The 12,145-nt window shown below is 68.2% G+C and carries 10 protein-coding genes; 6 read left to right on the forward strand and 4 right to left on the reverse strand.

The annotated features are described in order from the left end of the window. Positions 1 to 99: 99 nt before the first annotated feature. Complete coding sequence (locus G369_RS0120150; protein ID WP_019655836.1) at positions 100 to 1,173, forward strand: ROK family protein; 1,074 nt, start codon at positions 100 to 102, stop codon at positions 1,171 to 1,173. 52 nt (positions 1,174 to 1,225) lie between these two features. Here G369_RS0120150 and G369_RS0120155 read toward each other — a convergent pair whose 3' ends face one another. The 4 genes from G369_RS0120155 to G369_RS0120170 form a co-directional block, all read right to left on the reverse strand. Next, positions 1,226 to 2,896, reverse strand: a complete 1,671-nt coding sequence (locus G369_RS0120155; RefSeq protein WP_019655837.1) for an Ig-like domain-containing protein — start codon at positions 2,894 to 2,896, stop codon at positions 1,226 to 1,228. A gap of 347 nt (positions 2,897 to 3,243) precedes the next feature. After that, a complete protein-coding gene (locus G369_RS0120160) occupies positions 3,244 to 4,620 on the reverse strand; it encodes a phospholipase D-like domain-containing protein (RefSeq protein ID WP_019655838.1) in 1,377 nt (458 codons plus the stop codon). Between the two features lie 46 nt (positions 4,621 to 4,666). Then, complete coding sequence (locus G369_RS0120165; protein ID WP_019655839.1) at positions 4,667 to 5,329, reverse strand: glutathione S-transferase family protein; 663 nt, start codon at positions 5,327 to 5,329, stop codon at positions 4,667 to 4,669. Positions 5,330 to 5,520: 191 nt separating this feature from the next. Continuing rightward, a complete protein-coding gene (locus G369_RS0120170; protein WP_020723181.1) occupies positions 5,521 to 6,642 on the reverse strand; it encodes a 5-methyltetrahydropteroyltriglutamate--homocysteine S-methyltransferase in 1,122 nt (373 codons plus the stop codon). A gap of 153 nt (positions 6,643 to 6,795) precedes the next feature. On the opposite strand from G369_RS0120170, the gene G369_RS0120175 reads away from it, so the two are divergent. The 5 genes from G369_RS0120175 to G369_RS0120195 all read left to right on the forward strand — a co-directional run bounded on the left by G369_RS0120175 (position 6,796) and on the right by G369_RS0120195 (position 12,081). Further along, on the forward strand, positions 6,796 to 7,902 hold the full coding sequence (locus G369_RS0120175) for an aromatic ring-hydroxylating dioxygenase subunit alpha (protein WP_019655841.1): 1,107 nt from the start codon (positions 6,796 to 6,798) through the stop codon (positions 7,900 to 7,902). A gap of 5 nt (positions 7,903 to 7,907) precedes the next feature. After that, positions 7,908 to 8,684, forward strand: a complete 777-nt coding sequence (locus G369_RS0120180) for a GntR family transcriptional regulator (RefSeq protein WP_020723182.1) — start codon at positions 7,908 to 7,910, stop codon at positions 8,682 to 8,684. 36 nt (positions 8,685 to 8,720) lie between these two features. Continuing rightward, entirely contained in the window at positions 8,721 to 9,710 is a 990-nt protein-coding gene (locus tag G369_RS0120185; protein WP_019655843.1) for a PDR/VanB family oxidoreductase, read from the forward strand. A 186-nt stretch (positions 9,711 to 9,896) separates the two neighbouring features. After that, positions 9,897 to 11,069, forward strand: coding sequence for an ABC transporter substrate-binding protein (locus G369_RS0120190; RefSeq protein ID WP_019655844.1), 1,173 nt, complete (start codon positions 9,897 to 9,899; stop codon positions 11,067 to 11,069). A 139-nt stretch (positions 11,070 to 11,208) separates the two neighbouring features. Further along, positions 11,209 to 12,081, forward strand: coding sequence for a branched-chain amino acid ABC transporter permease (locus tag G369_RS0120195; RefSeq protein ID WP_019655845.1), 873 nt, complete (start codon positions 11,209 to 11,211; stop codon positions 12,079 to 12,081). Positions 12,082 to 12,145 lie beyond the last annotated feature (64 nt).

Below are 12,145 nucleotides of genomic sequence, written 5' to 3' on the forward strand. Positions count from 1 at the left end.
ATAGACAACGCCTCGTCGCGCGTACCCGTCGATCTCCTACAAACCCTGGCGTGCGGTGCCGATGGGGCCGGCGGCCGTCCGGGGCCAAAGTGGCCAGCGATGAAGAAAAAGACCCCACCCGCGAGCGACGACAACCTCCCCGGCCCCAACGTCCACGGCCTGCGCGAATTGCCCGGCCTGCAGGTGGACGGCTACAGCCTCCAGCTGCGCGACAAGGACGGCTTCGTCGGTGACCAGGCCAGCCAGACCGCCTTCCGCGAGCTGCTGGAACGCTGGCGCAAGCGCCGCCGCAAGAACGGCAAGGATCCGCTGGGCACTTCGCACTCGCGCGACCTCTCGAAGAAGGTGCTCGATCGCGCGCTGAGCGAGAAGAAGGCGTCGGAAGCCACCGACCTGATGCACGTGGCCATCGAGGAATTCGCGCAGGAGCTGGCCTTCGTGATCCAGCGCTTCATGCGCCAGCCCTCGTGGAAGAAGGTCGAGCGCATCGTGATCGGCGGCGGCTTTCCCGAGAGCGACGTGGGCGAGCGCGCCATCCTGCAGACCGGCGCCATCCTCGAGGAGATGGGCCTGCACGTGCAGATCGCGCGCCTGTCGCACGACGTGGACGACGGCGGCCTGATCGGCTGGGTGCACCTGGTGCCGCCGGCCATGCTGAAGGGGCACGACGCGATCCTGGCGGTCGACATCGGCGGCACCAACGTGCGATGCGGCATCGTGAAGACGCGCCACCGCAAGGCACCCGACTTCTCGCTCGCGAAGGTGGTGCGGCGCGAGAAGTGGCGCCATGCCGACGAGGGCCCCAACCGCGGCGGCATGGTCGATCACATCGCCTACATGCTGCAGGACATGATCCTCTACAGCGAGCGCAAGAAGATCCGGCTCGCTCCTTTCATCGGCATCGGCTGTCCGGGCCTCATCCGGCCCGATGGCTCCATCGCGCGAGGCGCGCAGAACCTGCCGGGCGACTGGGAAGGCCATGCCTTCCATTTGCCCAGCCAGCTGTGGCGCCGCATGCCGATGATGGGCTCCGGCCCGACGCTGGTACTGATGCACAACGACGCAGTGGTGCAGGGCCTGAGCGAGCTGCCCTTCATGCGCGACGTGCGCCACTGGGGCGTGCTGACCATCGGCACCGGGCTGGGTAACGCGAGCTTCACCAACAGGTACTGACGCAGGCAACGACCGGCAGCTGCCGACCGAGCGGGCGGCCGCCGCCCATGGCCTAGAGGTCTTCCGGACGCAGGCCCTCGATGCGCATGGCGGCGGAGGTGCTGGCCACGTTGCCCGCCGCGTCCGTCGCGCGCACTTCGACGTTCGCCCCGCCGGCCCGCTTCGGCGTCCAGGCGCACACGTAAGGGGCGGCGTGCAGGGCGCAGGCCGTCCTGCCATCGACGATGAACTTCACCTCGGCCACGCCGACGTTGTCGGATGCGTTGGCGGCGAGCCGCGCTGCCGTGCCCGCTGGCACGCTCGCCGGCACCGTCAGGGCCACCGCCGGCGGCACGGTGTCCGAGGGCGGGTTGACGATCACGTTGGCCGCGGCCACTGCCGTGTTGCCGGCCGCATCGAGCGCGATCACGCGGATGGTCTGCATGCCGGGTGCGCCGGGCGTCCAGCTGCAGGTGAAGGGCGGGGCGGTGAAGGTGCAGATCGGAATGCTGTCGCGGCCGACGACCTTCACGCCGACGATGCCCACGTTGTCGACCACCGCGGGTGCGATGACGGTGAGCTGTCCCACCGTGGCCATCGAAGGGGCCGCCACCGACACGGTGGGCGGCGTCGCGTCGGGGCTGCCGAGCGCGAGGTCGATGGTGAACATCGGCTGCCCCTGCACCGCCTTCTGCTCGAAGGCGTCGAAGATGGTGAACCAGGTCGCGCCGGGCGCACGGTTGGCTGCGCGCGCCTTCACCAGCAGCGTGGTCTTGCCGACGGCGAAGCAGCTGAAGCCGCAGTCCCAGTCGAACTGGTAGCGGCCCGAGGCGTCGGCCACGCCGGTCGACAGCATCACCAGCGGCTTGCCGAGTCCCGGGTTGCGCCACACCGAGACCTGCGCGCCGGCCAGGGCGGCGCCGGTGTCGCGGTCGGTCACGCGCACCTGGGTGGCGGTGGTGCCCGCCATGAACTTCGAACTGCCGAGCTTGGGCCAGTCGGTCCAGTCGGTATTGATGTTGGCCCGCGTGCCTTCGGTGAAGCGGATCATCTCCAGCGTGGCCACGCGGTTGGCGGCCGGGTCGCGGCGCTGTTCGAAGACGGTGCCCAGCAGCGGGTCGAGCCGCCAGTGTTGGCGGCTCCACCAGTAGCGGTCGCCGTCGCTGGCGAGCGCAAGGTCGGTGACGGGCGCGACGCCGGTGGTGTCGGCCACGGCGACGCTGTTGTAGTACTCGCCGGAGCCCGCGCCGAACACATGCTCCAACTCGTGCAGCAGGGTCTTGAGCTGGCGGGCGAGGTAGTCCTTCTCGGTGGACTCTGGCGCGCCCGGCGTGGGGGCGCGCGACAGGCGCAGCGGGTCGTGGATGGCGATCCAGTTCAGGTTCCAGGCCACGCCCTTCTGCGGAAAGGTCCAGCTGGTGGAGAGCCCGCCGTGGCTGTAGCCGCGCGTGGATTTCGAGACGCAGACCACCACCTCGCCATTGATCAGGCCGTTGTAGCTGCACTGCGGCGCATTGGCGGGCGCTGTCAGCTGCAGGTCGGCGGCCGGGTCGAAGGAGAAGCTGCGCACCGTCTCGCGCGTGAAGACGGTGTTGACGTCGGCCACGTACTGCGCGAGCCGGCGGGCGGCTTCGGCCGGGCCGATGTCGGCGGCCAGCTCGGGGTCGACGATGAACTTCAGACGGTGGGTGCTGGGGGGAGCGCGGCCGATCTCGTCCAGGGCGGCGAAAGCGGTACCCGGCATTCCGGAAAGCGCGAAAAGCGTTGTCCAGAGCAGCAACGCCGGATTTGCCAGATTCGCCAGGGCACGCAGCGAGAAGAAAGCTCGCATCGGTTTTCCCCGGGATCGGGGCGCAAGACTCCAACGAACGGCGCCCGGGTCGGCCTCGTGAAAAGCCGCATCCGAGCGGGCTACCCCGCCAGGCAGGGGGTGCCGGGAGATCCGTCAGCGTCCATTCCGGGGTGAGCCGGTCAGGCGGGAAGGCTTGTCAATCCCCGAAACCGGTAGGTATTTTAGTGTGCTTGTTCAATTGGTTTCAATTTTGTTGCATCTGTACATCCCGGATTACAGCCCGCCCTGGCACCAAGCGCCTAGAGCTGGAAAGCAACAGTGAGCAGCAGCCCCTCGGCCACGTCGCGCAGCAGCCCCGGCCGCCGCGCGCGATAGGGCTCGCCGGCCGATGCGGTGGTCTCGATCCACTCGGCCAGCCAGTCGATGTGGTCCTGCCCGTAGAACACGACCGCAGCCTCGTGGTTGAGCAGCAGGCTGCGCAGGTCGAGGTTGATCGATCCGCACATGGCGAGCTCCTCGTCCACCACCACCGCCTTGGCGTGCGCCATGAAGGGCAGCATGCGAAAGCTCACGCCCGCTCGCGCCAGGTCGCGCATCGCGCGTGCGCGCACGAAGTCGGCCAGCCGGTGGTTGGAGCGCGCGGGCATCGCGATGGTCACCTGCACGCCGCGGCGCGCGGCCAGCCGTAGGGCGTCTCGCAGGCCGTCGCCGGGCACGAAGTAGGGCGTGATGGCGAGGATGCGGTGCTCGGCGCGGAAGCAGGCGTCGATCAGCAGCGCATGCGCCGTGTCCTCCGTCTGGTCGGGGCCGCTCGGCAGGAACTGGGCCATGGCGCTGCCAGGGCCTTCCGCGTCGGGCGCGGTGATGGCGCGGGGCTTGCGGCTGCGCACCGAGGCCCAGTCGTGGTCGAACTGGCGCGCCGCGGCGGCCGCCACGCTGCCGCGCAGGTCGAAGGAGAGATCGAGCCAGGCCTGCGGGTGCCTGTCGTTGCCGGTGAAGTACTCGCCCGCGAGGTTGCGTCCGCCCGACCACAGCCAGCCGTCGTCGGCAATGGTGAACTTGCGGTGGTTGCGCAGGTTGCGCGGGCCCATGCGGCGCAGGCTGAAGAAGGGCCGGAACACCGCCACTTCGCCGCCCGCCGAGCGCAGCCGGTCGAAGTGATGGCGCGGCAGCGACAGCGCGCCGAAGCCGTCGAGCAGCACCCGCACCTTGATGCCTTCTCGCGCGCGCTGCGCGAGCCGCTCGAGCACCGAGTGGCCCAGCACGTCGTCGCCGATGATGAAGGTGCATACGTCGATGCGTTCGCGGGCGCCATCGATCACCTCCATCAGCGCCTGGCGCGCGGCCTCGCCGTCGGCATGCATGCGGATCGCGCAGGGCCCCGGCGGCGCGAGGCCGAAGCTCTCGATCAGGTCGGCCGCCCAATGGCCCGGCGGCACCGAGCGCGGCGGCCGCGGCGAGCCCGCCGGGCGCAGCTTGCGCTGGCCGAACAGCAGGTACATCGGCAGGATGAAATAGGGCATCAGCACCAGCCCCATGACCCAGGCGATGGCGGTGGTGGGGGCGCGCTGCTCTCGGCGCGCGCGCGTGGTCAGCACATAGACCAGCAGGGCGAAAGTGACGACGAGAAAGTGCTGCGAGGGAGTGGGCAGCCAGTCGAACTCTTTGGTCGGCATGAACCGATGATGCCTGAGCGACGGACGCGCCGCGCCCAGTGGCCCTTCAGCGTTGCAGGAAGGCGGGGACGCCGCGTCCCTGCGAGGCGAGGAAGCGCATCATCGGCTCGACCACCGCGCGCACGGCGGGCCTGTCGCCCACGCGCGTGCGCCATGCGAGCAGCCGGGGCGTGGCATCGGTCATGCCCGCGCCCTTGCGGTCCGCAAAGATGCAGGCCATGTAGAAGGCGATGTCGGCGAAGGAGTAGGGGCCCGCAAGGTACTCGCGCGTGGCGAGCAGGCCCTCCATCTCCTCGTAGAAGCGGGCGCAGCCGGCGCAGGCCGCGATCGCGGGGGCGCTCTGCATGGCCTCCTGCAGGCCGAAGAGCTTGATCACGTTCGGGAAGAAGACCTCGTCCGACTTCTGCTCCAGTTGCCGCGCGCGGGCCCGTTCGGCAATGCCCCGGGGCCACAGCGCGGGGCTGGGATAGCGGTCTTCCAGGTACTCGAAGATCTGCGTCGAGTCGAAGAGCGAGACCTCGTCGTCGACCAGCACCGGCACCTGCTGCTTGACGGGATTGACCCGAAGCACCTCGGGGTGCTTGGGCTCGTAGTGATCGCCTTCGATGAAGGGCACCATGACCAGCTCGAACGGCACGCCTTTCTCGCGTGCCGCGATCTCGACCTTGGCGCCGAACATGCTGAGGGGGCCTGAATAGATTCGCGTCATTGCGCTTCCTCCATTGCGTCGCTCGACCCGCTGCGCATGAAGTCCGGCCGGCCTGTTCGAGGAACACCGTGGAACCGGCTTTGCCGGGCCACCGGTGTTGCCCCCGGTGAGGGGGTGGGCGAAGCGACACGAAGTGCGCGAAGCCTGGGGGTGAGTCTTTTCATGCCCCCGACTTCAACAGAAACGGCGGGTCAGGTCGAGCCCCAGACCTCCTGCGCCGTCTCGACCACCAGGCGCAGCTTGTTGCGCTGCGCTTCCACCGCGATGTTGTTGCCGTGCACGGTGCTGGAGAAGCCGCACTGCGGCGAAAGCGCGAGCTGGTCGAGCGAGGCGTACTTGGCGGCGTCCTCGATGCGGCGCTTGAGCTCGTCCTTGTCTTCCATCTCGCCGAACTTGGTGGTCACGAGGCCGAGCACCACGGTCTTGCCCTTGGGCAGGTAGCGCAGCGGCTTGAAGTCGCCAGAGCGGGCGTCGTCGTATTCCATGAAGTAGGCGTCGAGGTCCATCTCCTTGAGCAGCGCTTCCGCCACGGGCTCGTAGTTGCCGGCGGCGGCGTGCGTGCTCTTGAAGTTGCCGCGGCACAGGTGCATGGCCAGCAGCATGCCCGGCGGCTTCTGCGCCACCACCTTGTTGATGAAGGCGGCGTAGCGGTGGGGCAGCTCGTTGGGGTCGTCGCCGCGCTTGCGGGCGGCTTCGCGCATGTGCTCGTCGCACAGGTAGGCGAGGTTGGTGTCGTCCATCTGCACGTAGGTGCAGCCGGCGGCGGCCAGCGAGCGCAATTCGTCGCCGTACGCCTTGGCCACGTCGTCGTAGAAGGCCGGGTCGAGTTCGGGGTAGGCGTCCTTGCTGATGCCGGCGCGGCCGCCGCGGAAGTGCATCATGGTCGGCGAGGGGATGGTCACCTTCGGCGTGTTGCCTGCGGACACCTGGCTCTTGAGGTACTGGAAGTCGGCCAGCTGGATGTCCTTGACGTGGCGGACCTTGTCGATCACGCGCATCGCGGGCGGGGCCAGTTCCTCGGTGCCGTCGGGCTTGCGGATGGTGACCGGGATGTCGGTCTTCACGCCGCCGAGCTGGTCGAGGAAGTCGATGTGGAAGTACGTGCGGCGGAACTCGCCGTCGGTGATGCTCTTCAGGCCGATGTCTTCCTGGAACTTGACGATCTCGGTGATCGCCTTGTCCTCGACGAGGCGAAGCTGCTCGGGCGTGATCTCGCCCTTGGCCTTCTGCTCGCGTGCTTCGAGCAGGTACTTGGGGCGCAGGAAGCTGCCCACGTGGTCGTAGCGGGCGGGCAAGGCGGCGTGCTGTGTCATGGATGGCTCCGTCGTGATCGTGATCTGGGGAAACGAACGGAGCATCGTATCGCCATCGAAACCACGATGACTGTATACAGCGGCCTCGGTGTTTACCCTCGAATCGATCAAAAACACTGGAAATTCCACCATTTCTGTATACATTGAGTATTCATGAAAACGCCCACGACCGCCTTCCCCCTGAACGCCTGGTACGCCGCCGCCTATGACGTCGAAGTGCGACACACGCTGCTGCCACGCACCATCTGCAACCAGAAAGTGGTGCTGTTCCGTCGTACCGACGGGCAGGTCGCCGTGCTCGAGGACGCCTGCTGGCACCGGCTGATGCCGCTGTCGCTCGGCCGCCTCGAAGGCGACGAGGTGGTCTGCGGATACCACGGCCTCGTCTACAACAGCCAGGGCCGCTGCATCCACATGCCCAGCCAGGAGACGCTGAACCCCTCGGCCTGCGTGCGCAGCTTCCCGGTGGCGGAGAAGCACCGCTTCGTGTGGATCTGGCCCGGCGACCCGGCCAAGGCCGACCCGGCGCTCATCCCCGACATGCACTGGAACGACGACCCCGCCTGGGCCGGCGACGGCAAGATGATCCGTGTCCACTGCGACTACCGCCTCGTCGTCGACAACCTCATGGACCTGACGCATGAGACCTTCGTGCACGGCTCCTCCATCGGCAACCGCGAAGTGGCCGAGGCGCCCTTCGTCGCCACGCACGGCGACCGCTCGGCCACCGTCACGCGCTGGATGGAGAACATCGATCCGCCGCCTTTCTGGGGCAGCCAGATCCGCCATGCGCGCGGCTACACCGGCAAGGTCGACCGCTGGCAGATCATCCGCTTCGAAGGCCCGTGCACGGTGAACATCGACGTCGGCGTGGCCGAGGCCGGCAGCGGCGCGGTGCCCTCCGACGGAAACCCGGGCGACCGCAGCAAGGGCGTCAACGGCTACGTGCTCAACACCATCACGCCAGAGACCGACAAGACCTGCCTCTACTTCTGGGCCTTCGCGCGCAACTACTGCCTGGGCGAGCAGCGTCTCACGCACGAGCTGCGCGAAGGCGTCTCGGGCATCTTCCGCGAGGACGAGCTCGTGCTCGAAGCGCAGCAGAAGGCCATCGACGAGCACCCGGACCACCAGTTCTACAACCTCAACATCGACGCCGGCTCGATGTGGGCGCGCAAGCTCATCGACCGCATGATCGAGAAGGAGAAGCCCGCGCGCGCGGCGATTCCGATCCGTCCGGCCCAGAAGGAGGCCGCGTGAGCCGTGTGAAGGTCGCGGCCGTCTCCGCTGCCGCCGAGCCCGGCGACAGCGGCAGCTCGCAGGCCGTCAAGGCGCAGCTGCGGCTGCGCGAGATGATCCTCGCGGGCGAGCTGCCCGGCGGCGCGCGCATCGCCGAGGTGGCGATCTCCGAGCAGCTCGGCGTGTCGCGCACGCCGGTGCGCACCGCGCTCATGCGGCTCGAACAGGAAGGCCTGCTCGAGGCGCTGCCCAACGGCGGCTATGCGGTGCGCACCTTCTCCGAGCGCGACGTGGCCGACGCCATCGAGCTGCGCGGCACGCTCGAGGGCCTGGTCGCCCGGCTCGCGGCCGAGCGCGGCGCGGCGCCGGTGGTGCTGCGCGAGGCGCGTGCCTGCCTGCAGCGCATCGACGAACTGCTGCGCGAACCTGCGCTCGACGACGCCGCCTTCTCTCGCTACGTGACGCACAACGAGCGCTTCCATGCGCTGCTGTGCGAGATGGCGGGCAGCCCCGTCATCGCGCAGCAATTGGAGCGCGTGATCAACCTGCCTTTCGCATCGCCCTCGGGCTTCGTCGTGGTGCAGGCAAATTCGCCGGCTGCGCGCGACATGCTCGTGGTCGCGCAGGACCAGCACGTGCAGGTGCTCGACGCCATCGAGTCCGGCGAGGGCTCGCGCGCCGAGGCGCTGATGCGCGAGCACAGCCGCATCGCACGGCGCAACCTGCGCGAGGCGCTGCACGGCACGCCCACCGCCGAGCAGCGTCCGCTGCCGGGCGTGCAGCTGATCCGCCGGCGCGGCTGATTCCTCTTCTTTCTTTTTCTCCCCTGGTGTTTCCCGATGAAAAGCGATCTTCAATGGATGAATGCGCAGGTCGTCGCGCTGCGCGACGTGACGCCCACCGTGCGCGAGTTCGAGCTGCGCCCCGACAGCGGATTCGCCGCCGCCCATGAGCCCGGCGCCCACCTTCAGGTGCAGGTGCTGACCGCGCAGGGCAAGGTGCAGACACGCTCCTACTCGCTGGTGGGCGAAGGCGACGGCAGCTGCTGGCGCATCGCAGTCAAGCGCCTGGACGACGGCCGCGGAGGCTCGCTCGCGATGTGGCGGCTCGCGGTGGGCGACCGCCTGCAGGTGAGCGCGCCGCAGAACCACTTTCCGCTCGACCTTTCCGCGCCGGGCTACCTGCTGGTGGCAGGCGGCATCGGCATCACGCCGCTGGTGCTGATGGCGCAGCGCCTGGCCGCGCACGCGAAGCGCACCGGCGTGCCGGTGAAGATGCTCTATGGCGCGCGCAACGCCGACGAGTTCGGCTACCTGCCGCACCTGCGCGAGGCGCTGGGAGACGAGGGCGTCGAAGCCCACGAGGGCGCCGCGCCCATCGACTTCGCCGCGGCCATCGCCGCGCTGCCGCCTGGCGGGCAGCTCTACACCTGCGGCCCGGTGCCGATGCTCGAAGCCCTCAAGCGCGCCTGGCAGGCGGCGGGCCGTCCGATCGCGGACCTGCGCTTCGAGACCTTCGGCAGCAGCGGCCGGCTGGCCACTCAGTCCTTCGAGGTGCGCATTCCGCGGCACGACCTGACCATCACCGTGCCGGCCGACTGCACGCTGCTCGACGCGCTCGACGCGGCGGGCGTGCAGACGCTGTCGGACTGCAGGCGCGGCGAATGCGGCCTGTGCGCCATGGACGTGATCGCGGTCGACGGCGAAGTCGACCACCGCGACGTGTTCCTCAGCGAGCACGAGAAGAAGTCGGCCACGCGCATCTGCGCCTGCGTGTCACGCGCCGTGGGTACGCTCACGCTCGATTCCGCCTACCGCGCTGAGAGCTGACGGCAACCGATGCAAGCGGCCTGTGACGGGTCGAAGACTGCATTGCGCGATGATCGCGCAGTTCATTTGGCAATCGCGCAACAAAGGTCAGCGACTGTGCCCGGCTAGGTGATTGCCTGCTGCGCCGGATGTTGCAAAGTGTTGAAAATAGCGCCGGTTCGCGTTCCGCCCCTCAAAGGAAAATACATGCAAAGACGCCATCTCATCCAGACCGCCGCCCTGTCGGCGCTTGCACTTTCGATGTCGCTGGCCAGTGCCCAGGACAACAAGTTCAAGATCGGCCTGATCCTCCCGATGACGGGCCAGTCGGCCTCCACCGGCCGCCAGATCGAAGCCGCAGCCCGCCTGTACATCGCCCAGAACGGCGACACCGTGGCCGGCAAGAAGGTCGAGCTGATCGTCAAGGACGACACCGGCCTGCCCGACGTGACCAAGCGCCTCGCGCAGGAACTGGTGGTGAACGACAAGGTCAACGTGCTCGCCGGCTTCGGCCTGACGCCCCTGGCCCTCGCGGTGGCGCCCATCGCCACCCAGTCGAAGACGCCGCAGCTGGTGATGGCCGCCGCCACGTCGAGCATCACCGAGGCGTCGCCCTACATCGTCCGTTCGAGCTTCACGCTGCCACAGGTGTCGGTGGCCATGGGCGACTGGGCGCCGAAGAACGGCGTGAAGACGGTCGTGACGCTGGTGGCCGACTACGGCCCGGGCAACGACGCGGAGAAGTTCTTCACCGAGCGCTTCCAGCTCAACGGCGGCAAGGTGCTCGACAAGCTGCGCGTGCCGCTGCGCAACCCCGACTTCGCGCCGTTCCTGCAGAAGGTGCGCGACGTGAAGCCCGATGCGCTCTTCGTCTTCGTGCCCTCGGGCGCAGGCGCCGCGGTGATGAAGCAGTTCCTGGAGCGCGGCATGGACAAGGCCGGCATCAAGATGATCGCGACCGGCGACGTGACCGATGACGACCAGCTCAACGACATGGGCGACGGCGCGCTGGGCGTGGTCACCTCGCACCATTACTCGACGGCGCATCCTTCGGCACTGAACAAGAAGTTCGTCGAGGCCTTCGAGAAGGCCAACCCCAAGATGCGCCCCAACTTCATGGCCGTGGGCGGCTACGACGGCATGCGCATCATCTACGAGGCGCTCAAGGCCACCAAGGGCCAGGGCGGCGGCGAGGCGCTGCTGGGCGCCATGAAGGGCCAGGTCTTCGAGAGCCCGCGCGGCCAGGTGCTGATCGACGCGCAGACCCGCGACATCGTGCAGGACGTGTACCTGCGCAAGGTCGAGAAGAAGGACGGGCAGCTCTACAACGTCGAGTTCGACGTGATCAAGGGCGTCAAGGACCCCGGCAAAGCAAAATAAAGGCTCGCCCCCAGGCTGCGCGCACTTCGTGTCGCTTCGCCAACCACCTACCGGGGGAAACACCGCAGGCCCGTCAAAGCCGGTTCCTGGGTGTTTCCCGAAGGCGTCGCGCCGTGCGGCAAGCTGCTGAGTCGCTCATATGTTGACCATTCTTTTCGACGGCATCGCCTATGGCATGCTGCTGTTCGTGCTCGCCGTCGGGCTGGCCGTGACTCTGGGGCTGATGAACTTCATCAACCTCGCGCACGGCGCCTTCGCCATGGCGGGCGGTTATCTCACCGTGTTCGCCATGCAGAAGCTGGGCGTGCCGTTCCTGGCGTGCCTGCCGCTCGCGTTCATCGTCGTCGCGCTGGCCGGCGCGCTGCTGGAGCGAACGCTCTACCGGCCGATGTACGGCAAGCCGCACCTCGACCAGGTGCTCTTCTCCATCGGCCTCGCCTTCATGGCGGTGGCGGCGGTCGACTACTTCGTGGGCTCCTCGCAGCAGAACGTGCAGCTGCCCGAATGGCTGCGCGGCCGCACCGAGATCGGCGACGGCGCGCTGCTGCTGGGCATGGGGCACTACCGGCTCTTCATCATCGGCGTGTGCGCGGTGCTCACGGTGGTGCTGCAGCTGATCCTGTCGAAGACGCGCTTCGGCAGCCGGCTGCGCGCTGCTGTCGATGATCCGCGCGTGGCGGCGGGGCTGGGCATCAACGTGAACGTGGTGTTCCTGCTGACCTTCGCAGTGGGCTCGGGGCTCGCGGGCCTCGGCGGCGCGCTGGGCGCGGAGATCCTGGGGCTCGATCCGACCTTCCCGCTCAAGTACATGATCTATTTCCTGATCGTGGTGTCCGTCGGCGGCACCTCGTCGATCACCGGGCCGCTCGCGGCGGCGCTGCTGCTGGGCATCGCCGACGTGGCGGGCAAGTACTTCATTCCGAAGATGGGCGCGTTCACCGTCTACCTGCTGATGATCCTGATCCTGATGTGGCGCCCGCAGGGCCTCTTTACGCGCAAGGGAGGCAGATAAATGAGTCTCCCCCCAGTCTTCGCGCACTTCGTGTCGCTTCGCCAACCCCCCTGCGGGGGGCAAC

Source organism: Variovorax atrisoli 110B, assembly GCF_000382045.1.
Taxonomy (GTDB): Bacteria; Pseudomonadota; Gammaproteobacteria; order Burkholderiales; family Burkholderiaceae_C; genus Variovorax; species Variovorax atrisoli.

Bases quoted from the DNA above. Each gene is read 5' to 3' on its own strand.
- G369_RS0120150 (WP_019655836.1), top strand. From the start codon at position 100: ATGAAGAAAAAGACCCCACCCGCGAGCGACGACAACCTCCCCGGCCCC.
- G369_RS0120155 (WP_019655837.1), bottom strand. From the start codon at position 2,896: ATGCCGGGTACCGCTTTCGCCGCCCTGGACGAGATCGGCCGCGCTCCC.
- G369_RS0120160 (WP_019655838.1), bottom strand. From the start codon at position 4,620: ATGCCGACCAAAGAGTTCGACTGGCTGCCCACTCCCTCGCAGCACTTT.
- G369_RS0120165 (WP_019655839.1), bottom strand. From the start codon at position 5,329: ATGACGCGAATCTATTCAGGCCCCCTCAGCATGTTCGGCGCCAAGGTC.
- G369_RS0120170 (WP_020723181.1), bottom strand. From the start codon at position 6,642: ATGACACAGCACGCCGCCTTGCCCGCCCGCTACGACCACGTGGGCAGC.
- G369_RS0120175 (WP_019655841.1), top strand. From the start codon at position 6,796: ATGAAAACGCCCACGACCGCCTTCCCCCTGAACGCCTGGTACGCCGCC.
- G369_RS0120185 (WP_019655843.1), top strand. From the start codon at position 8,721: ATGAAAAGCGATCTTCAATGGATGAATGCGCAGGTCGTCGCGCTGCGC.
- G369_RS0120190 (WP_019655844.1), top strand. From the start codon at position 9,897: ATGCAAAGACGCCATCTCATCCAGACCGCCGCCCTGTCGGCGCTTGCA.
- G369_RS0120195 (WP_019655845.1), top strand. From the start codon at position 11,209: ATGTTGACCATTCTTTTCGACGGCATCGCCTATGGCATGCTGCTGTTC.